This window comes from Mesorhizobium sp. NZP2298, from assembly GCF_013170825.1.
Classification (GTDB): Bacteria; Pseudomonadota; Alphaproteobacteria; order Rhizobiales; family Rhizobiaceae; genus Mesorhizobium.
The window spans coordinates 7,172,027-7,196,642 of the sequence record NZ_CP033365.1 but is presented as its reverse complement, the minus strand read 5'-3'; the positions used below and the strand labels follow the sequence as shown (position 1 = coordinate 7,196,642).

Here is a 24,616-nt window from a genome sequence, read left to right as displayed (position 1 = left end):
GCCGAACGCTCGGCGGGTCTGGCTCAGACAATGGTGCCGCGCTTGGTGACGGCGACGGCCGACCGGAATGCCGGGAAGCGCGTTGCGTGGCCGCCGGGCGAAATGTCGAATTTACCATAATATTCTGCCGGTACCCCCTCGAACGCGGGATTGATGTGTCAGTCGCCCCGGCGGAAAAGACCATCGACGACTCCCGTTCGGGATCGGAACCAAATCGACGAAATCGCGGTGCCGCCGGTGGCGGCGCGGGGGAGGGTGCATGCCCGCGCTTCCCTTGCGTCGGCGCGCGGGCGGCTGCCGCGAGGGAGCATGGCAATGGCGGCAGGGCGCGGCAATCGTTCGAGGACCATTTCGCTCGGCAGGCTGTCGGTCACGACCTCGACCCTCGCGCTCCTCGCCATCGCCTGCGCGCCTTCGACGGCCCATGCGCAACAGCCTTGTGACCCGGGAGGGGCCCCCTACACCAGCGGTTTCCCGGATTTCAACGGCGGTCCCACCAATGGTTGCGAAGTGGATGCCGACACAGCCGACACATTCAGCGGCACTGTAGCGGCGACCTTCCGCAATGGCGCCGTCCTCAATGCGAACGCTGCCGGCGCCGTCAGCGGCGGTCTCGTGCAGTTGCCGACCTTCGACGCCGTCGTGAATGCGAACGTTGCCAACGCCATTACCGGTGGGACGCTGGTCATCGACGGCACCGTGAACGCAATGGCCACCGGCGCCATCGATGGCGCCTGGCTGAGGCTCGGTGGAGACGGCGTCGTCGACATATGGGCCGCCAACGCAACGACCGTGAATACCGACTTGGAATTCGGCAGTCAGGCAGTGGCCGCAGGAGGTCTCCTCAACCTCAACGGCTACAGCACGACCGTCGGGCGGATCACGAATTACATTCCCAGCGGGCAGATCGTAAACGGCGGCGCGGCGGATGCCGTGCTGACGATCGATGGTTCGGCCCTTGGAGATTCCTCTTTCGGTGGGTTGATCGCCGACGGAGCCGGTGGCGGCACGCTCGAACTGGTCAAACGCGGATTGAGCACGCTGACACTTTCGGGTTCCAACACCTATATCGGCGGGACCCGGATCGAAGCGGGCACCCTGGACCTCAAGGGCAACGGCACTCTCGGTGCGCCAACGGGAAAGCTCGACATCGCCAGCGGTGCCACGCTGCTTTTTGATACCACGGCCCTGACGGTCGGCTCACTTTCGGGTGCGGGCACCGTCACCCGTTCGGATTTCAACCCCGGCCTGCTCACCGTCGATCAAGCCACTGACACCACTTTCAGTGGCGACATCACGGACTACTTCGACGAAATCAATGGCGTTACCACCATGACCGGACTGACCAAGTCCGGCGCCGGCATGCTCACCCTGAGCGGCAACAACGCCTATACCGGCACCACCAATGTGACGGGCGGCACGCTGCTCGTCGATGGATCCCTGGGCAATGTCATGTGGGGGCCCATTGTGTTGGGCACGTCCACGGTTGCGGTTGCGTCGGGAGGCAGCCTGGGCGGCGCCGGATCGATCGCCGGCGATGTTTCCGTGGCATCCGGCGGCATCGTCCTGGGCCACACCGGCCAGACCCTGTCGATGGGGTCGCTGGCGCTGAACAGCGGCTCGCTCGTCGATGTCTCGCTCGGCGCACCGGGCAACACGGGCCTGTTCAACGTCGCCGGCAACCTGACGCTCGCCGGCACGCTCAACATCAGCGACGCCGGCGGTTTCGGCGACGGTCTCTATCGCCTGTTCGATTATGGTGGGGCGCTGACCGACAATGGGATGATCGTTGGCGCGACGCCAACCGGTTATGCCGGCGGCGATCTGATCGTGCAGACTTCAGTGGTCAATCAGGTCAACTTGCTGGTCGGGGCGGTCGCGTCCGGCTCCCACAGCTTCTGGAACGGCGCCCAGACCACGGCCAACAATATGGTCAATGGCGGCACGGGCACGTGGAGCTCTGCCGGAACCAACTGGACCAACGCGAGCGGCAGTGCGAATGGCGTATACGACCCCACGACCATGCTGATCTTCCAGGGCACGCCGGGCACGGTCACGGTCAGCGCGGGCGGCGGCGCACTCGATGTGAAGGGCGGGATGCAGTTCTTCGTCGATGGCTACAAGGTAACGGGTGATGCGCTGAATTTCACCGCGGCGGCCACGCCGATCCGCGTGGGTGACGGCACTGCTGACGGGGCAGGCATGACGGCGACCATTTCGTCCGTGCTCACCGGCAGTGGCGGCATCGACAAGACCGACCTTGGTACGCTCGTTCTTTCCGGGTTCAACACGTACACGGGTGGAACCACGATCTCGGCGGGCACGCTGAAGTTCGACGTCGACCTGGGTGGCACGCTTGGCGCACCAACTGGTGCGCTTGCGATCGCCGGCGGTGGCACGTTTGATCTTACCGGTACCAACCAGACGGTCGGCGCGCTGTCCGGCGCCGGCAGCATTACCACTACGGTGTATGGCGGCCGGCAAAGCCCGCTCACGGTCAATCAGGCGACCAACACCAGTTTCAGCGGTGCGATCACAGACGGATTCATGACGGGCGCTGGGGAAGGCGCCGTGTGGCTCATCAAGGATGGTGCGGGTACGCTGACCCTGACCGGCAACAGCGCGTTTTCGTTCACCACTGTCGATGGCGGCACGCTGGCGATCGCAAATGGCGGTACGGTCGCGAACCTGACCAGCTATATCGGCGAAGTGGCCGGCAGCAATGGCACGATGCTCGTCACCGGCATCGGGTCAGTGTGGACGACGGATTATCTGCGCCTCGGCTATCAGGGCGCGGGCACGCTTACCGTCGCAGATGGTGGCAGGGTCAGCACCGGCGTCGGCACGGTCGATATGGTGCGCACAAGCTCCGGCAGTGGCACGCTGAATCTGAACGGCACGGCCGGGGCACGCGGGGTACTGGAAACCAATGGCGTCTGGAAAGGTCTCGATGGCGCGACGGTCAATTTCGATGGCGGCATTTTGCGCGCCACGACTGCCGACGCCGATCTGCTCGGCCACTTCGCTGCCGGCGATGTGACGATCAAGGCGGGAGGCGCCTTCATCGACAGCAACGGTTATGACGTGGAGATATCCTCCCCGCTCGGCGGCGTCGGGGCGCTGACCAAACAGGGCGCGGGCGAGCTGTATCTGATCGGGGCCAACACTTATGAAGGCGGCACCAATATCGAGGCGGGGAGGCTGTTCCTTGGAGATGGCGGCACGCTCGGCGCCCCAACCGGATCGCTTTTCGTCGCAAGCGGCGCCACTCTCGACCTCGGCATCACGTCGCAGACGGTCGGTTCGCTGTCGGGTGCAGGCGATATCACCAGCACGGTCGCGATGGGGGCTCCCAGCCTGCTCACCGTGGATCAGGCCACGGACACCACCTTTAGTGGCGCCATCCGCAACGGCATCTATATCGCCAGTCCCGGTAGTGCCAGCCTTCCGGCGATTCTCGTGCCGACGGTCGTCGGGCTGACAAAATCGGGCGCGGGCACGCTTACCTTGAGCGGTAGCAATACCTATACCGGAAACACCAAGGTGACCGGTGGAACGCTGCTCATCGAAGGGGCCTTGAGCAACACCCAGGTCGCGGTTGCATCGGGGGCTGCGCTCGGCGGCACCGGCACGATCACGGGCACTGTCACGGTCTCCGGCCGCCTCTTCACTGGCACGCTCGCATCCGGCGCTGGCGGTGGCATCGGCACGATGAGCGTGGGTGCCGTCACCTTCAACACCGGCTCGACTTATCAGGTCGGCGCGAATGCGGCCGGACAAGCCTCCCGTATCAACGCGACTGGGTCGGCCACGATCAACGGCGGAACGGTCAGCGTGCTGGCTGGTGCGGGCAGTTACAGTCCTCAGACCGACTACACGATCCTGTCGGCGGCCGGCGGCGTTAGCGGTGCCTTCGCCGATGTGACCAGCAATTTTGCCTTCCTCGATCCTTCGCTCAGCTACGACGCGGACAATGTCTATCTGCGGCTGCACCGCAATAACATCAGTTTTGCCTCGGTTGGCCTGGCCGCCAACCAGATGGCCACCGGCGGCGGCGCCGAGAGCCTGGGCAGCGGCAATCCGCTCTACGACGCCATCCTTCAACTGCCCGCCACGGCTGCCGCTCAAGATGCCCTCGACCAATTGTCGGGTGAGATCCATGCCTCGGCCAAGGGCATGCTGCTGGAAGATGGCCATTTCGTCCGTGATGCCGCCACCGACCGCATATCCGCTGCCTTCGGCGATGGCGGCGTGGCCGCCCTGCCGATCATGGCCTATGGCGAGGGCGGTCCCGAAATGGTCGCCGCCGACACCGATCGTTTCGCCGTCTGGGGCCAGGCTTTTGGGTCCTGGGGCAGCATGGACTCCGATGGCAACGCCGCCGCTTTCGATCGCTCGACTGGCGGCCTGCTGGCCGGCGCCGATACGTCGGTCGGCGGCTGGCGTGTTGGTCTGCTCGGCGGCTACAGCCATTCGAGCTTCGGTGCCGACGGTCGCAATTCGACCGGTAAGAGCGACAACTATCATCTCGGTCTCTATGGCGGCACCAACTGGCGCGCAATCGCCTTCCGCACCGGCGCCACCTACAGTTGGAGCAGCATCTCGACCAGGCGCTCGGTAGCTTTCGACGGTTTTGCAGACGCGCTCTCGGCCGATTATGAGGCTGGCACCGCGCAAATCTTCGGGGAGTTCGCCTACAGGGCCGATGCCGGACAATTCAAGTTCGAGCCTTTCGCCAATCTTGCTTATGTCAGCGTCCACACAAACGGGTTTACCGAACAAGGTGGCTCAGCGGCGCTGGCCAGTGCCGGTTCGACCACCGATGCCACCTTCACCACGCTCGGCTTGCGCGGTTCCACCGAATTCGCGCTTGGCGGCGTCAATGCCACCGCGCGCGGCATGCTCGGCTGGCGTCATGCCTTCGGCGATATCAAGCCGCTGTCGACCGTCACTTTCGCAGGCGGCGATCGCTTCACCATCGCTGGCGTGCCGATCGGCAGGGACAGCGCGCTCATCGAGGCCGGTCTCGACCTGCTGCTCGCCCCCAACGCCAAGCTCGGCCTGTCCTATACTGGCCAGTTCGGCGGCGGCGTCGACCAGGGCGCCAAGGTCGATCTCGGCGTGACATTCTGAGGGCGCCGGCGTCGCGCACTCTCGCCTCCGCCAAGATGCTGCACGACTTCGCCCTGCGCGAAGGGGGATGATGGAACAAGAAGCGCAGTCGCGCGTTCAATCCAATCGACATGTCGCTGCAGCCTGTTTGGGCGAGGGAACGAGGTGCCGATAGTCAACAACTCTGGAGGTTTTTGATGGAACGTCGGTTGTTTCTCACTGGAATGCTGGGTGTTGCGGGCGCCGTGGCGTTTGCGAGCGTGGCCGGGCCTGGCCGGGCGGTTGCCGGTATTCCCCAAGGCAACGGAATTCTCGATGAACTGGACAAGCCGGATCCGGCTGTCTTCGAAGGCGATGACGAGGTCGGACTGGAACAGGTCTCCCATCGTCGCGGGCATTACCGCCATCATCGCCGGTATGGCGGAAGGCGTAGAGGCTGGAGACGGGTGTGCCGCAGTTACTGGCGTCATGGTCGTCGCCGCGTCCGTTGCTGGCGCGAGCGGGTATGGCTCTGGTAACGATTGGATTCTCACTGACGCAAGCCGGCCACCAACAGCGTGGCCGGTGTCGACAGGGTGCACAAAACGTGCAGGGCCAATGTATGCGTTTTGCAAATCGGTGTCCCAGGGCACCGATCAAACGACCGTTATGGGCCCAGCCACGTATTTTAGCTCAATCTAGGAATCGGTGGAACCATACCAGCCGTTACCCGTTGGGCGCTGCTTACTGGGGATTGTGACTATGCCAGACGGCTACCGAAAAGAATCGTATTCTACAATTGTGACCACAGATCCACAGGCCAGAGGCAATCCGCACGCATGAAAGGCGTGGCGATACTGACCGAAGCCCGCAGTGGCTCCGAATGGCTCGGCAGTCTGGCGAACAGCACGGGAATACTGGGCCGGTCGGCCGAATGGCTCGATACGGACACGTTGGGCCTCAGGCCGAAATCCTTCGACGAACTCCTGTCCGCCGTCATCGATCGTGGCGGGACCGAAAATGGCAGGTTCGCCGTCAAGCTGTTTCCACGCCACCTTCACTGGTCGCAAGCGAAATATGACGCCGACTTCCTTGCCGAATGCGTCCGGCGCCATGCCATGGGTGTGGTCTTTCTGGAGCGGCGGGACCGCCTTCGCCAAGCCATCTCCTATTGTCGGGCGAAGGCGTCGGGTCGTTGGAGAAGCACGATGGGCGGCGAGGATCGGGTTCCGCAATACGACTTTGCCGGAATCTGCCAGGCCTATTTCCTGATCGGGCAGAGCTATGCTTTCTGGGAGGCTTATCTGCGCATGGCCGACCTGCCTTACGACCATTTGTTCTATGAAGATCTGTTGGACGACCCTCGTCCCTACGTCGCGTCGGTGGCCCGGCAGTTGTCGATTGAAGTCCCGAACTGCGAGTTCAGGACGAATTTGCGATTGCAGCGGGACAGCTGCACCGAAGAGTGGGCCGAGCGGTTCCGGAGCGACGCCAAGTCCAAGGGCCTGCTGGCCCATCTTCCCAAGAAGGTGGCGCCGCGGAATATCAACAACCTTGCCCGGTTCCTGCTCAAGAAGCAGATGCGCCTCGGCCAGGTTTAAGCCTGACCAATCCCGTGCCGATCCTGCCGGACCGGCACGCTCTCGAAAGCGCTTGTCATGAAAAAGCCCGCCGGCTCCGGTGGGCGGCTTTTTCATTCCGGCGGCGGCGCCGGCTTGTCGCGTTTCAGCAGGTCGCCGAGGACCGTGGCGGTTTCGCGCAACAACTCCCTGACTTCCTCCGGATTTATCTTCTCCAGGTGATCGGCTGCGCTCAACAGCTCACAGACCAGCTCGACACCGCGCGCGTGCAAAACAGCCATTTTCGGTCCTCGTATCCAAGGCGTGCAGGCCGCATCTCGAGCTGCAACGCCGCAATAACAAATGACACCGAAAGGCAATTTTATTTTTCGGGAACAATTTCTCGAGTCCACGCTTTTGGCCGTCAGACCAGAGGAGGCTTTCTTGAAACGAAAGGTTGATCGCGAGAGGATTGAGAGAGCGGACCGCGTGAGCAAGCTGATGCTTGATGCCGAGCGGCAAGCCCGGGAAGCAAAGACGGCGCGTTTGCGTGAGCAACGGATGTCGTTGGGGACTTTAGAACCAAAGGCTGTCGTCGTGGCAAAGGCCCGAAAAGGAGCGCGTGGAGCCATTGAGATCGAGTGACGGGCCCCGAGGACTCAAGGCATCCGCTGCGTACTTTGCTGGCGCTTTTCAATCGCATAGGAAGTCCAGCGGCAGCACATGCCTATTACCGATGTGGCGGCACCGGCGAACAGGCATATGGCAAGCATCGGATCTTGCGAGGCACTTTTCCAGCTGACCACTGCCAGCAATATGACGCTCATCGTCGAAATCACGTAGCCGACACCCTTCAGCGCATGCGGCGAAATCTTAGCCATCAAACTCTCCCTTTCGCTACACTGTTGAACAATTGCATCCAAAGCAGGTTCCACTCGTGGCCTCGCGGAAAAGGGAACCTTTTGCCTCTTCGCGCGTGCTACTGCGACAATGGTCTTGGATGCATGGGCTATGACAAACTTCCTGAAACTTCCGACGAGATCCCGGGACTTCTTTCGTGTCGTTATCGAAACACCAAGGGGAGCAGCGGCAAAGCTCGCTTACGAGCCGAAAACAGGTGTCTTCCAATATTCACGACCGCTGCCGGTGGGCAACACATACCCTTATGATTGGGGGTTTGTGCCATCCACCCTCGGCGATGACGGCGATCCGCTTGACGGCATGGTGATCCATCAGGCGGCAACGGCACCTGGTATAGTCATTGAATGCGAATTGCTCGGTGCGCTGCGGGTGAAGCAGAAGGACCCGCACGGGAACGTAATCCGAAACGACCGCTATATCTTCTGCCCGCGCAAGGAGGACGCCCCCGACCGGCCCGTGGCCGCTGACCATGTGCCGCAAGACTTGCGCAAGGAGATCGAACAGTTCTTCTTGTCCTCGGTGCTGGGCACGGGCAAGACCATCAAGCTGAAGGGCTGGCAGGACGCTGGCAAGGCCGCCAAGGCGCTCAGCAAGGGCGCCAAGGCTTTTCGGCGCAGACACAAGCGATAGTCCGCCTCGGGACCGCTGGAACCGTTCGCCTTTTCGCTGGTTAGATCGTGTCAACCCAAGCGGAGAAGCAGCTCATGGACCACTCGAATCACACCCGCCTTGCTGGCTCGGAACTGACCCCCGACATTCTTGAGGGTGCTACCATTTATGGCCCGGCCGACGAGAAGATCGGTTCCGTCGACCATGTCCATGGCACGCAAATTGTCATCGATGTCGGTGGGTTTCTTGGCATCGGTGCAAAGCCCGTTGCGGTCGCATCGAATGAACTCGACTTCATGCGCGACGAGGATGGAGATGTCCATGCCGTCACGTCATGGACGAAGGATCAGCTGAAGGCCATGCCCGAACACCGCGATTGATCGTTGCAGTTTGGCTCGCACGAATGACGGGGGAGACCGTGATCCCACGCGGCGTTCGAGCTGTCGGTCGATCGTTATTATTTCGCCAGGCAGCCGACCCCAAATGGCAAACGCCGGTCCGTCCGAGCACTCCGAGCGGCGCGCTTGAGATCGCCCGCTCGGCCTACTGGTCCGAAAACTTCACGCTCACGCCGCGCTGCCGAAAATAAGCCTGCATCAATTTGCGGCCCGAGCGGTTGTTCTGCGCCAACTTGGTCGGATCGAACACAGCCTCTTTTGTGCCCTCTCGTGTCAGCGCTGCCTTAAGCGTCGCGATATGTGCGTCGATGTCGGCATTGTCCGCCCGTAGCGACGCATAGATATTTTCAGTCGCCTCGGCCACGGTGGGTTCGCTCACAGGTGTCGTCCTTTGTCGATTGGGCGGCGGCTTTGAAAGTGCCGCCTTATCCGTCTGTTGTCTGGATGGTGCGCCGAAAGCTTGGAGCGGGTAGCGGGAATCGAACCCGCGCGTTCAGCTTGGGAAGCTGACAGGCTACCATTACATCATACCCGCGCGTGCCCTCGTTACCATGAGGTTCGGCCTTCGGGCAATCGCAAAGCGGCTCGCGAAACGCACTCTCCAGCAGTTCCCTCAGCGCGGGCCTGCGTTTTTATTTTGCCTTCGCGACCTTGTTGCTGGCGGCAAAGCTCGGCCAGTATTTCGAGATGGCGAGTATCGCGCCCGCCGAAGAGAAATGACCGTAGTCGAAATAGAGAAATTGCCTGGTGCCGGCGTCTGCGTAGGAACAGCCGGCCGCGTCGCACAGATAGGCCAGCGGGTCGATGAACGTTGCCCCTTTGACGAAAGGCAGCACCTGCTTGTTGATGTCCGGGTCCATGGCCATCGGCCAGGATGTGTTCGCCACATGCTCGCGCCGTGCGAAGAAGGCGATTTTCTGCACGTCGGCGATGAACTCCGGAGACTGCCCGATGACATAGACCTTGACGCCCATCCCGTTAAGCCGGTCGATCGTCTTCTGCAGGCCGTCGAAACCCCTGGCCTGATAGTCGGTCCATCGGCCACTCAGGATCACGGCCTGGATGTTGGCATCGCGGATGATCGACAGCGCCCGTTCGTTGAAGCGCGTGCAGGCCGGCCGGGCATACGAGAAGTAGCTCAGGTTGGGCGGGCAGCCGGCATAGGTGTACTGGATGACATTGGCCTGGATTTTCTGCGCGTTGGCCTCAAGGCCCGATACGTAGTGAGCGGCGAAGGAATCGCCCCACAACAGCACATTGGTTGGAAAGCCGTGCGTTCGGGTGCAGTCGGCGAGGTTCCAGTTCTCGATCCGGCTCGCGCCCTCGTTGAAGCAGACGCCATTGCGCCAGTCGCCCACCAGCACCCGCTCCGTCGAGAAGTCCGGGAACCGTTGCGGAAACCCCTTGCCGAGCGCGCCGGCCAAACCGCCGACGCACAGAAGGACGATCGCTGTGGCCGAAAAGGCGAAGATGGGCAGCGGCGCCGTGAAGGTGCTTTTCCGGCGGAACGGCTGCTCGACATATTTCCAGGAGAACGTCGCCAGGGCGACGCTCGCCACGATCATTGCGATGATCGTCGGCACGCCGATGGCTTTCAGCGAGAGATAGTGGACGAACGAATTGATCGGCCAGTGAACGAGATAGAGCGAATACGAGATCAGGCCGACCCAGACCAATGGAGTGAGCTGAAGCACGCGGGTGGCGACAGGGACAGGTCTGTCCGGGTGGATCTGGCCCGCATAGATCAGCAGCGCCGTGCCGATGCAGGGAAACAGGGCATTGTAGCCCGGAAACGGGTCACTCTCCGAAATCGTCAGAAACCCGAATGCAAGCAGGCCGAAACCGGCGAGGCCGATCAGTTCCGTCAGCGGACGGCTGGCAAGTGCGGGTGGCTTTCTCAGCATCAGCATGGCGCCCAGCGCCAGTTCCCAGATACGCGTCGGCAAGAGGTAGAAACCGGCGGTCGGCGCCAGCGTGGTTGCCATCACCGCCAGGGCAAAACTGCCGATGGCAATCGGCAGCAATATCGTCAGCCAGCGCTTCGAGGCGTATCGGTAGATCAGATACACAAGGATCGGCGCGAAGATATAGTACTGCTCCTCGACCGAAAGCGACCATGTGTGCAGCAGGGGCCGCAGTTCCGCGTCGATCGAGAAATAGTTGGTCGTCTTCCAGAAATAGATGTTCGACCAGAAGGTCGAGGCCGCGATCACACTGAGGCTGTATTCGTGAAGGTCGGACGGCAGAAGGATGAACCAGGCGGCGATGCTCGCGAGCAGGATGACGAAGGTCAGCGCCGGCAGGATCCGCCGTGCGCGGCGCCAGTAAAAGCGGCCGATCGAGAACTGGCCGCGCTCGAGATCGTCGAGCAGGCTGCCGCTGATCAGATAGCCCGATATCACGAAGAAAATGTCGACGCCGGTGAAGCCGCCGGGAATGGCGGACACGCCGAAATGGAAGAGCACGACGGGGAGCACGGCAACGGCCCGCAGGCCATCGATATCGCGCCTGTAGTTCATTCGGCCGGTCCGTACGCCGTGGCTCGTGCCTCGGAACTTGACATGCTCCTCATGCTGCGATTTCCCCGTCGTACAAAATCGTGGCTCGTGGTTTCACGGACTGTGCTCTGCAGCATAAGTTTGCTGCACTGCAATATTCATGTCAAGCCGGATGCCGGGGTTTGGGCGCCGGCTGCACCGGCCTCTCTCGATGCTGAAAATCAGGTGCCGGGCAGATAAATCACGGCATAATCGTCCGCATAGGCCCGCTTCCAGCCCAACTCCGCGAAGAAGGGGATGCGGGTGTCGTCGGCTGTAAGCAGTGCCCAGCCAATGGCGTATTTCTTCAACTGGGCCTCGAGCAGCGGTTTTCCGTCGCTGCGTCCCGTTGCGTCGTCGGTTTTCGTGAAACCGCCCAGGAACAGCTGGTCTGTCCTGCCGTCGATGTAAGTCTTGATGCCATGAAAAATCAGGGTGCCGCCGAAATTATAGGAATTCAGCACGTTGCTCGATAGGTGGTGATCCCCGGCGAATGCGAGGGCACCGCTGGCGGATGTCTTCGGGCTCGGTGCCACCTGGTAGGCATTGCCGAGGATTGCGGCCGCCGCGACCAGCAGGACGGCCATGGCGCCGCAGACAGCGTAGAACCGGTTGGCGAAGAATTTTTCCAACCCGTCACGCTTTTCCGTCAGCCAGGTCGTGGTTGAGAGCGAAGGGTATTGCTGTGCGACCTCGACGGCGATCACCAAGGGAATCAGCAGGAAGGGCAGATACACAAATCGCAGATGGGTGAGATAGACATGCAAGGCGAAGACGACGAACAGCGCCTTGGCCCAGCCGATCCGCAGCCTCGACACCAGAAGCCCGAAAAGCGCCAACAGCATCACCGCTTCCTCGAAGATCTGCTCCTGGGCATTGAACGGCCGCCACTCCAGTATGAGCGGCACCGCCTCGTTGCCATAGGCCACGGTGAATGTCGCCAGGATGGCTTTGACGCCGTAGGGATGCATCAGGCTCACAAGTGGGCAGAGGAGGCCGAAAGCCACCCATTTCGCCAGGAGAGCGGGTTTCGACAGGCCCGAGCGCGCCAGCAGACCAAGCCCGGCAAAGGCGGCGATGACGAAGCTCAGGGTGAACGTGGCGTGCAGGTTGGCCCACAAGACGACAAGTATGAGCAGCCACAAAGGTGGAGCCCTCTCTTCCCGCGCGGCGCGAAACAGCATTGCCGTCCAGACGACGATGATCGGCAAGGTGAAGACGTGGGGGCGTGCGGTATAGATAGGGGCGATCAGGAAAGCCACCACGAAGGTCAGCCCTATCGCCAGTATCGGCCTCAGCCATGCGCTGAGGAACCATCCCATCAGGAAGACGGTCAGGCCGACGGTGGCGATGATCAGTGCGACGACGCCATTCCAGCCGCCCGCGCGGTAGGCAAGCGCCAGAAAGACCTGTCCCAGCCATTCCTTGGCGATCCAGGGCTGGCCGCCGAACGTATAGGAATAAGGGTCGACAAGCGGAAACGTCCCGTGTTCCAGGAAGTCCAGGCCAACTTTCACCTGCCACCAATTGTCGGGATCCTGCAGGATCGCGCTGGCAAGGGCGCTGAGCACACAAGCCACGATGCAGGCGCACAGAAGGCAGAATATCAGCCTGATGCGTTGCGCGTCGCCCAGCGAAGGCGTTGCCGTGGCGATTGCAGCGGCCTGGCTCATGTTGCGGCTCCGGGTGACGGCGTCGCCGTCACGACTGCTGCGGCCTGGTTCATGTCACGGCTCCGGGTGACGGCGTCGCCGTCACGACTGCTGCGGCCTGGTTCATGTCACGGCTCCGGGCCATTTCGCGCTCGTTGCGGCGAAGGCGTCAGGATCATCCGCGCCGCCGACGAAGACGAACCGGGCCGAGCCGAGATAGAAGATGATCGAGTAGAGGCAGTTTCCCGCCAGGTGGACGAACGGGTTCTCGATGAAGCCGGCGGACATGGCGGCAATGACGATGCCCAGATTGGCGCCGTAGGCAACGACGAAGGTCATCGCGTATCGAGCAACCGCGCCGGGGCGGAAGCCGCCTGCAAGTGCGAATGTCCAGCGGCGATTGAGAAAGAAGCCAAGGGTGAGGCCAGCGGCATAGCCGGCCGCATTGGAAACGATATCGCCGAGGCCCAGCGCCAGCCCGGCCAGGATCAACGTATATCCGAGCGCCGTGTTGAGAAGCCCTACAGCGCCAAAGCGCAGCATCCGCGAGACGTCAGATGGAAGAGCCGACCGCATGCCGCCCACGCCGTTTCGGTTGCATCCGGTCGACTTTCGCCTCAGCTAGGCGCGACCCTTTCGCCATCTCCTGCAGGCGATGGATGGGTAGGTCGCTGTCCTTGGTCGGCTGGTCACGCGAAACGATCTCATTGACGAAGTACAGCGGCCGCCGCTTCGTCTCCATGTACATGCGGCCAAGATATTCGCCGAAGATGCCAAGCACCAGAAGCTGGACGCTGCCCATGATCAGCATGATCGCGGCAAGACTCGTCCAGCCGGGTACCACGTTGCCCCTGGACCATTCGAACAGCGTATAGCCAAGCACGACCATGCCGAGCAGGCCGAACATCATCCCCAGCAGCGAGGCAAATCGCAAAGGCAGGATCGAAAAGCTGGTCATCGCGTCGACCGCCAGAAGAACCATCTTCTTCAGCGGGTAGTGAGTGGTGCCGGCAAAACGCCGGTGCCGCTCGTACGGAAAGGCAATTTGGTTCAGGCCGATCCAACTCACCATGCCGCGAATAAACCTATAGCGTTCGGGCATCGCGTTCAGATGATCGAGCGCACGGCGGCTCATCAGCCGGAAGTCTCCGGAGTCCGACGCGATCTCGACATCGACCATCCGGCCGAGCAATCGGTAGAACATCGAGGCCGAAGCCCGCTTGAACCAGCTTTCGCCGTCGCGCTTCACCCTCTGGCCGTAGACGACATCGAAGCCTTCATCCATCTTGGCCATCATCGCGCCGAGCAGTTCGGGCGGATCCTGAAGGTCGGCGTCGAGAATGAGAATGCGCTCGCCGCGACAGAATTCCAGCCCGGCGCTGAGCGCGATCTGATGGCCGTAGTTGCGGGCAAGGTCGATGGCGACGACATGGTCGTCCTTTTCGGCCAGTTCGAAAATGGTCTCGCGGGTGCCGTCTGTCGCGCCGTCGATGACGAGCACGATCTCGTAGGAAGCGTTCTGTTCAAGGCATGCGGCGCTGACGCGTCGGTGAAGCTCGGCCACGCCATCGCGCTCGTTATAGCATGGCACGACAACCGACAGCATGACCGCGCGGTGCGCGCCGATTTTTCCCGTTCCCACCAAAGCCTGGCTCCCGCTCTTGCAATGGCAATAGCGGCAATTGGTTAGAAAACAGATAAGTAAGGTGGATACGCGGGTTTCCAGCGGCGGCCAATCGGGTTACGCGGACAGAGCACGCTGGCTTGATGGATCACCGCCAAGCACGTATCTCTGGGCTGTGCCCGTGAGTCTGGGCATCTCAATCGGGAGACGGCCTTGTCCGCACTGACGCGCTTTCTCGGCGACTCGCCGCTCAGGGTGATCCTGAAGCTGCTGGTGGTGTCGTTCCTCGTCGGGCTTGTCATGAATGCCTTCGGCTGGTCGCCGATGGATGTGTTCTACGGCATCCAGAAATTCTTCATCGACCTCTGGAATCTGGGCTTCCATGCCATCGACCGCTTCCTTGGCTACATCCTGCTCGGTGCCGCGATCGTCGTGCCGGCCTTCATCCTGCTCAGGATCGCCAATTACCGGAAGTGACTTGGAGCAATTCCAGGAAAAGTGTGAAACGGTTTTCCGTTCGGAATTGCGTTAAAACAGAGGGCTAGGCGTAACCCGTGGCAACCTCGAACAGCAGGGCATGCCGTGCGGCAAGGGCCGGCACATCGGTGGAATAGCCGCCGCCGATGACGCCGCAGACCGGAATGCCTTGCGCGCGAAAATGGCCGATGACCATCTTGTCGCGGGCACGCAGGCCGTCATTGGAAAGTGCCAGCCTGCCGAGCCGGTCCTCGGCATGGACGTCGACACCGGCATTGTAGAAAACGATGTCCCAGCGCAACTGGGCCGAGAGCTCCGGCAGGATCGTGGCCAGCCTTTCGAGATAGGCGGCATCGCCCGTTCCGTCGGGCAGTGCAATGTCGAGATCGGAAGCGATCTTGCGCACGGGGTAGTTGCGCTCGCCATGCATGGAAAATGTGAACACGCTTGGCTCGCTGCTCAGAATATCCGCGGTGCCATCGCCCTGATGTACATCGAGATCGACGACCAGGATATTCTGTGCCGCACCCTGTGTGAGCAAGACCAGCGAAGCGACGGCGACGTCGTTGAAGGTGCAGAAGCCGGCACCTTGCGCGCGCCGCGCATGATGGCTGCCGCCGGCGGTGTTGCAGGCGATGCCGTGGCGCAAGGCAAGTCGCGCGGCCAACACCGTGCCGCCGGTGGCAAGCTGCGCGCGGAGCGAAACGCGCGGGCCGACCGGAAAACCGATCTCACGCTCGATTTTTTCCGGCACCGAACAGCCGATGACCTGGTCGACATAGTCGGCCGCATGGGCAAGCTTCAGCCATGACGCTGGTGCGGGGACCGCTGTGTTGAGCGCGTCGGGTCCCGCCAGGCCGCGTGCCCGCAAGGCCTCCATCAGGAGCGGATACTTGCTCATCGGGAAGCGATGGTTGGCAGTGAAGCCGGCGTCGTAGTCAGGATGGTGGACGATCTGCAGGGGCATGAACGGAATCCGGCGGGCTCACGCCAGACCGGGATTTCGGTTGGCCATCGCGGGAAGAACGATTGCGCGGTGGCCGGAAAATGGGGCACATCGGCTCCTCGATCAAGCATCAATCAGCAAGGCAGCAATTCCTTGGACAAGGGTGCAATCCCAGCCGACGCCAGATCTTTTGTCGTCACCAACCGTTCCGTGCTCGCCATAGCGGTGCCGATGACGCTCGCCTATCTGACCACGCCAATGCTCGGCCTGGTCGACACGGCGGTGGTCGGGCAGTTCGGCGACGCGGCCCTTCTCGGCGGCCTGGCCGCGGGATCTCTGGTGTTCAGTGTCGTCTTCACCACCTTCAATTTCCTGCGCTCCGGCACCACGGGTCTCGTCGCCCAGGCGTTCGGGCGCGGCGACGCGCTGGAGGAACAGGCGGTGTTCTGGCGTGCCGTGCTGATCGCGGTCGTCGCCGGCATCGTGCTGGTAGCGCTTTCACCGCTGATCGCCGTCGGCGGCCAGTGGTTCATGGGCGCTGAACCGCGCGTCAGCGAGGCGATGGGCGTCTACATCAGGATCAGGCTGCTTGCCGCACCCTTCTCGCTGATCAACTATGCCATCCTCGGTTACGTGCTGGGGCGTGGCGAGGGCGGGCTCGGCCTTGTGCTGCAGCTGGTGCTCAACGGCATCAACATCGCGCTCTGCTTCCTGCTTGGCCTGAAGCTCGGCTGGGGTGTTGCCGGCGTCGCCTGGGCGACCGTCACCGGCGAGTTCCTGGCCATGCTGCTGGGTCTCGCCATCGTGGTGCTCCGCTTCCGCTCGACCGCGTCCCTGCCGCGCCATCGCCTGCTCGACATGAGCGCCTTCCTGCGCATGCTGTCGCTCAACCGCGACATCATGATCCGCTCGTTCTCGCTGCTCGCCGCCTTCGCGCTGTTCACGCGTCAAGGTGCGCAGTTCGGCACGGTGACGCTGGCCGCCAACGCGGTCTTGATGAACTTCTTCCTCGTCGCCGGTTATTTCCTCGACGGCTTTGCCACCGCCGCCGAACAGCTCGCGGGCCGTGCCGTCGGCGCACGTGCCGAGCAGCCCTTCCGGCGGGCGGTGCGGCTGACCTTGTTCTGGGGTTTCGGGCTTGCCGGAGCCGCGACGCTGGTGCTGCTCTCGGCTGGTGCCGATCTGGTCGCCGTCGTCACGACATCGCAGGAGGTCCGCTCGGTGGCCGACATCTATTTGCCCTGGGCGGCATTCACCGCGCTGAGCGGCGTGCTGGCGTTCCAGATGGATGGTGTCTTTATTGGCGCGACATGGTCGCGCGACATGCGCAACATGATGTTGCTGTCATTTCTCGTCTTTATCGTCGCGCTGCTGACGCTCGCGCCTGCCTTCGGCAATCATGGCCTGTGGGCGGCACTTCACGTGTTCCTGTTGACGCGCGGCTTCAGCCTGCTGGCGATTCTGCGGCTGCGGGTGCGGACGGCGTTCAGCTGAGCGGCTTTGACGCCCACCGATCGAGATGGCTGTCGCGCAACGCGCGGATGGAGTTCAGCCGCCCCGTCTCGCAAAAGCGCGCCATGCCGGCGACGATACGGCCCGGCAGTGCCGGCCCTGCATAGATCATGCTGGTGTAGAGCTGGACGAGATCAGCGCCCGCGCGGATCTTTTCCAGCGCCGCATCCGTGGTATCGACGCCGCCGACGCCGATAATGGCGATATCCGACCCGAGCAGTCTGCGCATCCTGGCCAGTACGATGGTCGAGCGTTCGAACAACGGCCTGCCGGAAAGTCCGCCGGTTTCGCTTATCGTGCCACCGCTGCGCAGCGGCGGCCGTGAAATCGTGGTGTTGGAGACGATAACGCCGTCGATTTTTTTCTCGGTGACCTCGGCGGCGATGTCTTCCAGCTCGGCCTCGACCAGATCCGGCGCGATCTTCAGGAAGACCGGCGGCTGCGCGGACGCCGTGGCGCGTGCGGCCATGACGCGAGACAGAAGCTCGCCGAGCTGTTCGCGCGCCTGCATGTTGCGCAGGCCGGGCGTGTTGGGCGACGAGATGTTGACCGTCAGATAGCCGGCATAGGGGGCGAAACGGGCGACGCCGCGCTCATAGTCGCCGACGCGGTCGGTGCTGTCCTTGTTGGCGCCGATGTTGACGCCGACAATACCGGAATGCCCCTTGCGGGCGGCAAGGCGTCTTTCGGCCGCCGCATGGCCCTCATTGTTGAAGCCCAGCCGGTTGATCACCGCTTCATCCGCCGTCAGCCGGAAGATGCGCGGCTTCGGGTTGCCGGCCTGCGGCAGCGGCGTGACCGTGCCGACCTCGGCAAAGCCGAAGCCGAGGCCAAGCAGCGCGTCCGGCACCTCGGCGTTCTTGTCATAGCCGGCCGCCATGCCGAGCGGGTTGGGGAAATCGAGGCCGCAAAGGCTGACCTTCAACCTTGTATCGTGCACCGTCCGCGCGCCGACCGGCAGTCCGCAGCGCAGCGCCGCGATGGACAGGCCGTGCGCGGTTTCCGGATCGAAGGTGAACAGCAGCTTCTGGCCGAGCCGGTCGAGCACGCTCATTCGGCCTCCAGCGCTGGGAACTGGTGGGTACCGTCGGGACCAAGCGGCAGCGGTCGCACCCACGTGACGGCTTTCAGCTCCAGCACACCGTAAAGATGCGGAAACAGCGCGCCGCCGCGCGATACCTCATATTTCAGGGCAGGCCCCAGGCTGGCGCCGTCGATGGCGACGAGCAGAAGGTCTGTCTGGCCGGAAAAATGCTTTGCCGCCGTTTCCCGGACCTGCGCCGCCGTCGAGAAATGGATGAAGCCGTCGGTGACATCGATCGGCGCCCCGGTGAAGCGGCCATTGGCTTCGGCCTCGCGCCAAAGCGCTCGCGGGGTTATCTTGTAGATAAACTGAGACATGGTTGCGCTATAGTCCGAACCAGTCGTGCGGGGAAGGCCACGCCAAGGGTCTTCCCCATTTCCGGCGCAAACATGCGATATTTCAGGCCTTGGCCATGGAGGACAACATGCGTCTGCACCACATTTTGATCCCCGCCGCGCTCGTTTCGCTGGTCGCGGCATCAGCCTATTCGGAAGAAACCGATCGTTACCGGCTGGAAAAGTCCGACAACGGCTATGTCCGCATGGACACGCAGACCGGCGCGATGTCGCTCTGCGAAGAGCGTTCGGGCCAGCTCGTCTGCAAGATGGCGGCCGACGAACGCGCCGCCTTCCAGGACGAGGTCGACCGCCTGCAGACCTCGATGAAGGCAATGGATGAGCGCGTCACCAAGCTGGAGAATTCGCTCTCCGCCCGTCTCGAATCGAAGCTTCCGAGCGAAGAGGATTTCAACAAGACGATGAGCTACATGGAGCGCTTCCTGAAGGGCTTCATGGGCATCGTCAAGGATATGGACAGGGATAACGGCGACGGCGCCCAGCTCAACTCGCAGAAAACCTGAGCATCCAAACCAGGGAAAATGGGGCGTGCCGGCTTTGCCGCTTGAAAACGGCGCGCGGCCCCTCATAATCGTCCGACTGGTCCCGAAAAGCTAAAAATCATCGACGGGATTCGGGGAGGAACATTTGCCGTCAGGCTATTCTTTCGTCATCGCCGACGATCACCCGCTGTTTCGCGGCGCGCTGCGTGAGGCACTTGCCGGCATCGGCAATGTCGCCGCCATCCACGAGGCCGGCGATTTCGAAAGCGCCAAGGCGCTGGTCGTGGCCAATGAGGATGTCGATCTTGTGCTGCTCGACCTGTCGATGCCGGGCGCCAGCGGCCTTTCCGGCCTGATCTCGCTACGCGGCATCCATCCGGCGGTGCCGCTGATCGTTGTCTCTGCGCATGACGATCCGGCGACCATCAGGCGTGCGCTCGATCTTGGCGCCTCCGGCTTCATCTCCAAATCGGCGAGCATGGAGGAGATCCGCAACGCCGTGCAGTCGGTGCTGGCCGGCGACATAGCGGCTCCGGTGGGCGTCGATCTCGGCGTCGAGCGCGATCCCGAAATATCGGACCTGATCAAAAGATTGCAGGCGCTGACCCCGCAGCAGACCCGCGTGCTCGGCATGCTGGCCGAGGGCCTGCTCAACAAGCAGATCGCCTACGAACTCGGCGTCTCCGAGGCGACGATCAAGGCGCATGTCTCGGCCATCCTGCAGAAGCTCGGTGTCGACAGCCGCACCCAGGCGGTTATCCTGCTGTCCAAGATCGGCAGTGATCCGTTGCAGCCGGCGCACTGAGTGCCGGCGCCGCAACGGATTCATGCGACGTGTTTCAGGTCATCGTTCAGCCTTGTCTGTCACCCTTGCCTGGCTATCGCTTGTGCGATCGCGCGCATCCAGATCGCAACGGCCGCAGCGCCGCCGTCCGGCGCGCCGACTGCCCGCTCACCGAGATAGCTTGCCCCGCCGAGACGCGGCGACGTCGAGGCGGTCGCGCCGGCCCGCCTGCCGCGGCGAAAGTCTTGCTCCGCTGGTAATCCAGACCGCGAACGATATCTCGAAGGCCCTGGCATAGTGCTCACGAGGCGAATAGGAGCTGATCTTATTCGGCCGCCGAGGCAAGCGGCCTGACCCTGGCCATCATCGAACGCAGCACCGCCGGTTTCAGCGGCTTGTTGATTATCGGAACGTCGAGTTCGCCAGCCGCCGCGCGCACCTCGTTGGAACGATCGGCGGTGACCAGCACACACGCAAGATCCTGGCCGCAGGTCGCGCGCAAGGTCCTGATCGCGTCGAGCCCGGTGACGCCGTCGAGATGATAGTCGGCAAGCACGATGTCGGGCCTGCGCGCGCCAGGCCGCAGCAGCTCTCCCGATCCGGAGGCGGTGTCGACGGTGCACCCCCAACCTTCGAGCAGAAGACGCATGCCGTCGAGGATGCGCGCGTCATTGTCGATGCAAAGTACTGTCAGCCCGGCAAGCGAGGAAGCGGCGCGTGCTGGTGCCTTCTCGATCTCGCGCCGCGGCGCCGCCACAGCCGCCACCGGCAGTATGACCGAGAAGCGCGTGCCCTTGCCCGGATTGGAGAAGAGGCGGATTTCGAGCCTGAGTACCCTGGCAATGCGGTCGACGATGGAGAGACCGAGACCGAGGCCCTCGGCCTCCCGCGCACCTTCGTCCAGCCGGGTGAACTCATGGAAGACGGTGTTCAGCCTGTCGCCGGCGATGCCGATGCCGGTGTCGATCACCTGGATCTCCGCCAGTTCGCCGCGTCGCCGCACGCCGACCAGGATGCGGCCCTGGCGCGTATATTTGATGGCATTGGAGACAAGGTTCTGGATCAGGCGGCGCAACAGATTGGGGTCGGTCACCACCGTCAGCGAAGACGGCATGATCGTCAGGTCGAGCTTTTTCTCCGCGGCCATCGGTCGAAAATCATTGCCGATCTGGCGCAGCAATCCGTCGAGGTTGAAGGCGGTATCGTCCGGCTTCATCGCGCCGGCATCGAGGCGGGAGATGTCGAGCACGGCGCCCAGGATCGTCTCAACCGATTCCAGAGAGGATTCGATGTTGACCGCGGCCTTGCCGGCCGGACCCTTGCCGGCTTTCTCGATCAGCGAGGAGCAATAGAGCCGGGCAGCATTCAACGGCTGCAGGATGTCATGGCCGGCGGCAGCGAGGAAGCGCGTCTTGCCCAGATTGGCCTCCTCGGCCAGCATCTGCGCCTGCGCCAGTTCCTCGTTGACCCGGGTCAACTCCTCATTGACCCTGGTCAGCTCGATGGTACGGGTCTTGACGCGCTGTTCCAGCGATTCATTGGCGCGCTTCAGCGCCAGATCCTGTTCGACGCGGCCGGAAATGTCGGCATAGGTGGCCACGATGCCGCCGTCCGGCATCGGGTTGGAGCGCAGTTCGAGAATGCGGCCGCTGGTCTTCAGCTCCATCTGCCAGGGGCTGACGAAACTGGTCAGACGGTTGAGCATTGTCACGCGTTGGTCGGTGGGAATGTCGCCTCGCTCGGCGAGGTGGCGCAAGATCTGGTCGAGCGAGACGCCGACCTGGCCCATCTCGTCGGGCAGATCAAACAGCGCCCGGTACTGGCGGTTCCAGCAGATCAGCCGAAAGTCCTTGTCGAAGACAGTGATGCCTTGCTCCATCTGGTCGAGCGCGATCTGCAGCAGGTCGCGGTTGTGCTGCAGCGCCTCGGTGGCGTCGTCGAGCAGGCGGAAGGCATCCCGGGATTCGCGGTCATGGCGCCTGAACAGCAGCGACAGGATCAGCCGCGCCGAGGAGGAGCCGACGGCGCTGGCCAAAAGCTGCTCGGAGAAGCGGATGACGTCCATGCTCGCCTGCTCCTTGCCGTGCAGCGAGGTGCCGTTGGTCCTCTCGAACGACTGGAAAGAGCGCTCGGTGCGCTCGACACCGAGATAGCGGCCGATCGTGTCCTTGAGGTCATTGACGGTGATGGCGGTGCGGAAGCGGCGTAGACTGGGCATCGGGCCGGCGTCGCGCGGCACGAAGATCGATGCCTGGATGCGCTCCAGCGGCACCGACGCGCGCGACAGCGAGCCGAGCACGAAGAACACCGCGTTGATCGACAGGCTCCATAGCACGCCGTGGTTCAGAGGTTCGGCGACCGTGCCGAACAGGGCTTGCGGGCGCAGTGCCTCGAAGCCGAACAGCCCATGCACGACGATGTCGGTGTCGGGCGCGACAAGCGAGGGCAGGAGCAGCGTGTAGCTCCAGACAAGGATGCCGGCGACCATGCCGAGCGCGGCCCCCCTGCCGTTGGCGCCGCGCCAGATCAGCCCGCCGATCAGCGCCGGCGCGAATTGCGCGATGGCCGCGAACGACATCAGGCCGATCGACGACAGCCGCGCGCTGTTGGTGCTCTCGCGATAGTAGAGGAAGGCGATGAAAAGAAGGATGAAGATCGCTCCGCGCCGCACGTTGAGGATGAGCGTCGACCAGTCCTCGGTCTCCAAGGTCGAGGTCTTGAGCAGACGGCGCACGAACAGCGGAATGACGAGGTCATTGGAGATCATGATCGACAGCGCCACGCTTTCGACGATCACCATGGCTGTTGCCGCGGACAACCCACCGATGAAGGCCGCCATGGCCAGCAGGTCGTGGCCGCTGAAGAGCGGCAGCGACAGCACGTAGAGATCGCTGCTGGTGCCGGTGCCGACCAGCGACAGGCCGGCAAACGCGATCGGCAGCACGAACAGGTTGATCGCCACGAGGTAGAGCGGAAACACCCAGGTCGCGGTGCGCAACTCGGCCTCGCCGCGGTTCTCGACGATGGTGACGTAGAATTGCCGCGGCAGCATGATGATGGCACAGCCGCTGAGGCCCGTCAGCACCAGCCAGGTGGCAAGCGAGGTGTTGTAGCCCATCGCCTGCCGCACCTGACCATTTTGCGCCAGCTTGGCGAACATGTCGCCCGGGCCGCCGAAGATCAGGAAGGTGACCATCAGGCCGATCGCCAGGAAAGCGGCGAGCTTGACCACGGTTTCGACCGCCACCGCCAGCACCAGCCCGTCCTGATGTTCGGTGGCGTCGGCGTGGCGGGTGCCGAACAGCACGGCAAACAACGCCAGGAGCATCGCCACGACCAGCGAGATGTCGCTGACGAACGGATCGAAGGAGGGCGGCGATCCCGTATAGTGCTCGACCATCAGGCTGACCGAGCCGGAGATCGCCTTCAATTGCAGCGCGATGTAGGGCACCGCCCCGATGGTGGCGATCAGCGTGGCGATCGCCGCGACGGTGAAGCTCTTGCCGTAGCGCGCGCCGAGGAAGTCCGCGATCGAGGTGATCTTCTCGGTCTTGGCCAGCCGTATGATGCGGTTGAGCAGAGGAAAGCCGAACACGAACACCAGCACGGGGCCGGTGTAGATGCCGAGGAATTCGAGGCCGCGTTCGGACGAGAGGCCGACGGAGCCGAAAAAGGTCCACGAGGTGCAGTAGATCGCCAGGCTGAGCGCGTAGATGAACGGCCTTGCGCGGCCCGGCCCTGAAATGGCCGAGCGACGATCGCCCAGGCTGGCGATGGCGAACAGCAGCGTCACATAGGCGATCGCGATGATGACGATGAACAAACCCTGCACGCCTGGAATTTCCTCCTTTGCCGTCTTTTTATCCGGCTTGTTCGAACGCAATCACAGCTTGAGCCCTAAGTCCATCGCGGCTTTGGGCGCATGAAGGGCATGATTTCTGGACGTTGACGCGGCCAAGGAGAAAGCGGTTGTTTTCTCCCTTTTACACATGTTGCAACTTCAGGTTTTTGTTATTGTGCCCATGGTCGATGCCGCAAGGACGGAACGGCAGCGCGGCCGGGTCATGACAAGGAGGGTCGGAATGCTGAAAGAATTCCAGGAATTCATTTCCAAGGGTAACGTGATGGACTTGGCCGTCGGCGTCATCATCGGCGGCGCCTTCAGCACGATCGTTACCTCGCTGGTCAATGATATCATCATGCCGATCGTCGGCGCGATTTTCGGTGGCCTGGATTTCAATAACTATTTCTTCGGCCTCTCCTCGGCCGTCAACGCCACCTCGCTGGCGGACGCCAAAAAGCAAGGCGCCGTTTTTGCGTATGGCAGTTTCATCACCGTGGTGCTGAACTTCCTCATCCTCGCCTTCATCATCTTCCTGATGGTCAAGGCGGTGAACAATCTGCGCCGGCGGCTTGAGGCCGAGAAGCCCGCGCCCGCCGCGGCGCCGCCCCCCGCCGATGTCGCGCTGCTGACCGAAATCCGCGATCTGCTCGCCAAGAAATAACTCGGCCTGCCATTGCTGGACCAAAACCCCGGTCGCTCGCGGCCGGGGTTTTCTGTTTTCGCATCTGGTAAGGAGCGCT

At 62.7% G+C, this 24,616-nt stretch carries 24 protein-coding genes and 1 tRNA gene; 11 read left to right on the top strand and 14 right to left on the bottom strand.

Annotated features, from left to right (window positions below):
* The first annotated feature begins 315 nt into the window (after positions 1–315).
* Both EB231_RS34120 and EB231_RS34115 read left to right on the top strand, forming a co-directional pair.
* Positions 316–5,133, top strand: coding sequence for an autotransporter domain-containing protein (locus tag EB231_RS34120; protein ID WP_172352621.1), 4,818 nt, complete (start codon positions 316–318; stop codon positions 5,131–5,133).
* A 176-nt stretch (positions 5,134–5,309) separates the two neighbouring features.
* The gene (locus EB231_RS34115) at positions 5,310–5,630 is read left to right on the top strand and encodes a protamine-2 (modular protein) (RefSeq protein WP_172352620.1); all 321 of its coding nucleotides are present in this window, start codon (positions 5,310–5,312) and stop codon (positions 5,628–5,630) included.
* Positions 5,631–5,864: 234 nt separating this feature from the next.
* On the opposite strand, the gene EB231_RS35470 is transcribed toward EB231_RS34115, so the two are convergent.
* The gene (locus tag EB231_RS35470; protein ID WP_246741059.1) at positions 5,865–6,251 is read right to left on the bottom strand and encodes a hypothetical protein; all 387 of its coding nucleotides are present in this window, start codon (positions 6,249–6,251) and stop codon (positions 5,865–5,867) included.
* On the opposite strand from EB231_RS35470, the gene EB231_RS34110 reads away from it, so the two are divergent.
* Entirely contained in the window at positions 6,210–6,692 is a 483-nt protein-coding gene (locus tag EB231_RS34110; RefSeq protein WP_340163222.1) for a Stf0 family sulfotransferase, read from the top strand. The two genes, EB231_RS35470 and EB231_RS34110, sit on opposite strands and share 42 nt — an antisense overlap.
* 92 nt (positions 6,693–6,784) lie before the next feature.
* Here the strand turns inward: EB231_RS34110 and EB231_RS34105 are convergent, their stop codons facing one another.
* Complete coding sequence (locus EB231_RS34105; RefSeq protein ID WP_172352618.1) at positions 6,785–6,952, bottom strand: hypothetical protein; 168 nt, start codon at positions 6,950–6,952, stop codon at positions 6,785–6,787.
* A 142-nt stretch (positions 6,953–7,094) separates the two neighbouring features.
* Between EB231_RS34105 and EB231_RS34100 the strand changes: the two genes are divergently transcribed.
* Complete coding sequence (locus EB231_RS34100; protein WP_172352617.1) at positions 7,095–7,295, top strand: hypothetical protein; 201 nt, start codon at positions 7,095–7,097, stop codon at positions 7,293–7,295.
* Positions 7,296–7,309: 14 nt separating this feature from the next.
* On the opposite strand, the gene EB231_RS34095 is transcribed toward EB231_RS34100, so the two are convergent.
* Positions 7,310–7,531, bottom strand: a complete 222-nt coding sequence (locus EB231_RS34095) for a hypothetical protein (RefSeq protein ID WP_172352616.1) — start codon at positions 7,529–7,531, stop codon at positions 7,310–7,312.
* 130 nt (positions 7,532–7,661) lie between these two features.
* Here EB231_RS34095 and EB231_RS34090 point away from each other — a divergent pair, with 130 nt between their 5' ends.
* Positions 7,662–8,201, top strand: a complete 540-nt coding sequence (locus tag EB231_RS34090; RefSeq protein ID WP_172352615.1) for an inorganic diphosphatase — start codon at positions 7,662–7,664, stop codon at positions 8,199–8,201.
* Between the two features lie 74 nt (positions 8,202–8,275).
* On the top strand, positions 8,276–8,560 hold the full coding sequence (locus EB231_RS34085; protein ID WP_172353145.1) for a PRC-barrel domain containing protein: 285 nt from the start codon (positions 8,276–8,278) through the stop codon (positions 8,558–8,560).
* Positions 8,561–8,723: 163 nt separating this feature from the next.
* Here EB231_RS34085 and EB231_RS34080 read toward each other — a convergent pair whose 3' ends face one another.
* The 6 genes from EB231_RS34080 to EB231_RS34055 all read right to left on the bottom strand — a co-directional run bounded on the left by EB231_RS34080 (position 8,724) and on the right by EB231_RS34055 (position 14,409).
* Positions 8,724–8,957, bottom strand: a complete 234-nt coding sequence (locus EB231_RS34080; protein WP_172352614.1) for a hypothetical protein — start codon at positions 8,955–8,957, stop codon at positions 8,724–8,726.
* 82 nt (positions 8,958–9,039) lie between these two features.
* A tRNA-Gly gene (locus EB231_RS34075) sits at positions 9,040–9,113 on the bottom strand.
* A 97-nt stretch (positions 9,114–9,210) separates the two neighbouring features.
* Positions 9,211–11,097, bottom strand: coding sequence for an acyltransferase family protein (locus tag EB231_RS34070; RefSeq protein WP_172352613.1), 1,887 nt, complete (start codon positions 11,095–11,097; stop codon positions 9,211–9,213).
* Between the two features lie 200 nt (positions 11,098–11,297).
* Complete coding sequence (locus EB231_RS34065) at positions 11,298–12,788, bottom strand: hypothetical protein (RefSeq protein ID WP_172352612.1); 1,491 nt, start codon at positions 12,786–12,788, stop codon at positions 11,298–11,300.
* Between the two features lie 102 nt (positions 12,789–12,890).
* The gene (locus EB231_RS34060) at positions 12,891–13,343 is read right to left on the bottom strand and encodes a GtrA family protein (RefSeq protein ID WP_246740845.1); all 453 of its coding nucleotides are present in this window, start codon (positions 13,341–13,343) and stop codon (positions 12,891–12,893) included.
* Positions 13,321–14,409: a glycosyltransferase family 2 protein gene (locus EB231_RS34055; RefSeq protein WP_246740844.1), complete on the bottom strand. Its 1,089-nt coding sequence runs from the start codon at positions 14,407–14,409 to the stop codon at positions 13,321–13,323. Before EB231_RS34055 ends, EB231_RS34060 begins: the two co-directional genes overlap by 23 nt.
* 195 nt (positions 14,410–14,604) lie before the next feature.
* Here EB231_RS34055 and EB231_RS34050 point away from each other — a divergent pair, with 195 nt between their 5' ends.
* A complete protein-coding gene (locus EB231_RS34050; RefSeq protein WP_027047739.1) occupies positions 14,605–14,868 on the top strand; it encodes a DUF6460 domain-containing protein in 264 nt (87 codons plus the stop codon).
* A 64-nt stretch (positions 14,869–14,932) separates the two neighbouring features.
* Here the strand turns inward: EB231_RS34050 and EB231_RS34045 are convergent, their stop codons facing one another.
* Positions 14,933–15,835, bottom strand: coding sequence for a histone deacetylase family protein (locus EB231_RS34045; protein ID WP_172352610.1), 903 nt, complete (start codon positions 15,833–15,835; stop codon positions 14,933–14,935).
* A 132-nt stretch (positions 15,836–15,967) separates the two neighbouring features.
* Between EB231_RS34045 and EB231_RS34040 the strand changes: the two genes are divergently transcribed.
* Positions 15,968–17,308: an MATE family efflux transporter gene (locus EB231_RS34040; protein ID WP_172352609.1), complete on the top strand. Its 1,341-nt coding sequence runs from the start codon at positions 15,968–15,970 to the stop codon at positions 17,306–17,308.
* On the opposite strand, the gene EB231_RS34035 is transcribed toward EB231_RS34040, so the two are convergent.
* Positions 17,301–18,380, bottom strand: coding sequence for a quinone-dependent dihydroorotate dehydrogenase (locus EB231_RS34035; protein ID WP_172352608.1), 1,080 nt, complete (start codon positions 18,378–18,380; stop codon positions 17,301–17,303). The two genes, EB231_RS34040 and EB231_RS34035, sit on opposite strands and share 8 nt — an antisense overlap.
* Positions 18,377–18,727 carry a DUF952 domain-containing protein gene (locus tag EB231_RS34030; protein ID WP_172352607.1) on the bottom strand — a complete coding sequence of 117 codons (351 nt, stop codon included), beginning with the start codon at positions 18,725–18,727 and terminating at the stop codon, positions 18,377–18,379. Before EB231_RS34030 ends, EB231_RS34035 begins: the two co-directional genes overlap by 4 nt.
* Positions 18,728–18,834: 107 nt before the next feature.
* On the opposite strand from EB231_RS34030, the gene EB231_RS34025 reads away from it, so the two are divergent.
* Positions 18,835–19,269 (top strand): hypothetical protein, encoded by a 435-nt coding sequence (locus EB231_RS34025; RefSeq protein WP_172352606.1) that lies wholly within the window; start codon positions 18,835–18,837, stop codon positions 19,267–19,269.
* A gap of 124 nt (positions 19,270–19,393) precedes the next feature.
* Positions 19,394–20,053, top strand: coding sequence for a response regulator transcription factor (locus EB231_RS34020; RefSeq protein ID WP_140775350.1), 660 nt, complete (start codon positions 19,394–19,396; stop codon positions 20,051–20,053).
* Between the two features lie 59 nt (positions 20,054–20,112).
* On the opposite strand, the gene EB231_RS35860 is transcribed toward EB231_RS34020, so the two are convergent.
* The gene (locus tag EB231_RS35860; RefSeq protein WP_172352605.1) at positions 20,113–20,328 is read right to left on the bottom strand and encodes a DAK2 domain-containing protein; all 216 of its coding nucleotides are present in this window, start codon (positions 20,326–20,328) and stop codon (positions 20,113–20,115) included.
* A gap of 29 nt (positions 20,329–20,357) precedes the next feature.
* Positions 20,358–23,864, bottom strand: coding sequence for a PAS domain-containing hybrid sensor histidine kinase/response regulator (locus EB231_RS34010; RefSeq protein ID WP_172352604.1), 3,507 nt, complete (start codon positions 23,862–23,864; stop codon positions 20,358–20,360).
* Positions 23,865–24,114: 250 nt separating this feature from the next.
* Between EB231_RS34010 and mscL the strand changes: the two genes are divergently transcribed.
* A complete protein-coding gene (gene mscL / locus EB231_RS34005) occupies positions 24,115–24,537 on the top strand; it encodes a large conductance mechanosensitive channel protein MscL (RefSeq protein WP_172352603.1) in 423 nt (140 codons plus the stop codon).
* Positions 24,538–24,616: the final 79 nt, after the last annotated feature.

Excerpts from the sequence above, each read along its gene's own strand:
- EB231_RS34115 (WP_172352620.1), top strand. The coding sequence starts at position 5,310 with ATGGAACGTCGGTTGTTTCTCACTGGAATGCTGGGTGTTGCGGGCGCC.
- EB231_RS34120 (WP_172352621.1), top strand. The coding sequence starts at position 316 with ATGGCGGCAGGGCGCGGCAATCGTTCGAGGACCATTTCGCTCGGCAGG.
- EB231_RS35860 (WP_172352605.1), bottom strand. The coding sequence starts at position 20,328 with ATGCCAGGGCCTTCGAGATATCGTTCGCGGTCTGGATTACCAGCGGAG.
- EB231_RS34110 (WP_340163222.1), top strand. The coding sequence starts at position 6,210 with ATGGGTGTGGTCTTTCTGGAGCGGCGGGACCGCCTTCGCCAAGCCATC.
- mscL (WP_172352603.1), top strand. The coding sequence starts at position 24,115 with ATGCTGAAAGAATTCCAGGAATTCATTTCCAAGGGTAACGTGATGGAC.
- EB231_RS34045 (WP_172352610.1), bottom strand. The coding sequence starts at position 15,835 with ATGCCCCTGCAGATCGTCCACCATCCTGACTACGACGCCGGCTTCACT.
- EB231_RS34030 (WP_172352607.1), bottom strand. The coding sequence starts at position 18,727 with ATGTCTCAGTTTATCTACAAGATAACCCCGCGAGCGCTTTGGCGCGAG.
- EB231_RS34025 (WP_172352606.1), top strand. The coding sequence starts at position 18,835 with ATGCGTCTGCACCACATTTTGATCCCCGCCGCGCTCGTTTCGCTGGTC.
- EB231_RS34095 (WP_172352616.1), bottom strand. The coding sequence starts at position 7,531 with ATGGCTAAGATTTCGCCGCATGCGCTGAAGGGTGTCGGCTACGTGATT.
- EB231_RS34035 (WP_172352608.1), bottom strand. The coding sequence starts at position 18,380 with ATGAGCGTGCTCGACCGGCTCGGCCAGAAGCTGCTGTTCACCTTCGAT.
- EB231_RS34085 (WP_172353145.1), top strand. The coding sequence starts at position 8,276 with ATGGACCACTCGAATCACACCCGCCTTGCTGGCTCGGAACTGACCCCC.
- EB231_RS34105 (WP_172352618.1), bottom strand. The coding sequence starts at position 6,952 with ATGGCTGTTTTGCACGCGCGCGGTGTCGAGCTGGTCTGTGAGCTGTTG.
- EB231_RS34060 (WP_246740845.1), bottom strand. The coding sequence starts at position 13,343 with ATGCGGTCGGCTCTTCCATCTGACGTCTCGCGGATGCTGCGCTTTGGC.
- EB231_RS34065 (WP_172352612.1), bottom strand. The coding sequence starts at position 12,788 with ATGAGCCAGGCCGCTGCAATCGCCACGGCAACGCCTTCGCTGGGCGAC.
- EB231_RS34070 (WP_172352613.1), bottom strand. The coding sequence starts at position 11,097 with ATGAACTACAGGCGCGATATCGATGGCCTGCGGGCCGTTGCCGTGCTC.
- EB231_RS34090 (WP_172352615.1), top strand. The coding sequence starts at position 7,662 with ATGACAAACTTCCTGAAACTTCCGACGAGATCCCGGGACTTCTTTCGT.